Raw genomic sequence first — 747 nt, 5'->3', positions numbered from 1 at the left:
GGCAAGGGCGTCCTGAAAGCCGTTGAAGCCGTCAATGGTGAAATCTTTGACGCCATCGCCGGTATGGATGCGGACGACCAGATCGCCATCGACCGGGTCATGATGGAACTGGATGGAACCCCGAACAAGGCGCGCCTTGGTGCCAACGCCATTCTGGGTGTCAGTCTGGCCGTTGCCAAGGCCGCAGCCGATGATACGGGCCTGCCGCTTTATCGGTATGTTGGCGGGGCGTCTGCCCGCACGTTGCCGGTTCCCATGATGAACATCATCAATGGTGGCGAACATGCGGACAACCCCATTGATATTCAGGAATTCATGATCATGCCGGTTTCCGCCAGCAATATTCGTGAAGCCATTCGCATGGGCGCCGAGGTGTTCCACACCCTGAAGAAACAGCTTTCCGACGCCGGTCACAACACCAATGTGGGTGACGAGGGCGGCTTTGCCCCGAATATCGGCGGTACCCGTGACGCCCTTGATTTCATCATGAAATCCATCGAAGCCGCCGGCTACAAACCGGGCGAGGATATCTATCTGGCACTGGATGCGGCATCCACTGAATTTTACAGCGACGGTAAATACAACCTGAAAGGCGAGGGCAAGGTTCTGTCCGCCGAGGAAATGGTTGAGTATTACGCTGAACTGGTCAACGACTACCCGATCATCTCCATCGAGGATGGCATGTCCGAAGATGACTGGGATGGCTGGAAGCTGCTGACCGACCGGATTGGCGACAAGGTTCAGCTC

Annotated in this window: 1 protein-coding gene; it reads left to right on the top strand. The window is 56.5% G+C overall.

The window, feature by feature from the left end; translation table 11 throughout:
- Positions 1-747: phosphopyruvate hydratase (eno, locus tag QQJ79_RS15575; protein WP_431307613.1), on the top strand; the 747-nt coding region annotated here is incomplete at both ends.

The sequence above is a fragment of the Brevundimonas denitrificans genome (genome assembly GCF_030160755.1).
Classification (GTDB): Bacteria; Pseudomonadota; Alphaproteobacteria; order Caulobacterales; family Caulobacteraceae; genus Brevundimonas; species Brevundimonas denitrificans.
Note: the sequence above shows the minus strand (reverse complement) of the source record. Positions and strands in the feature narration are given on the sequence as shown.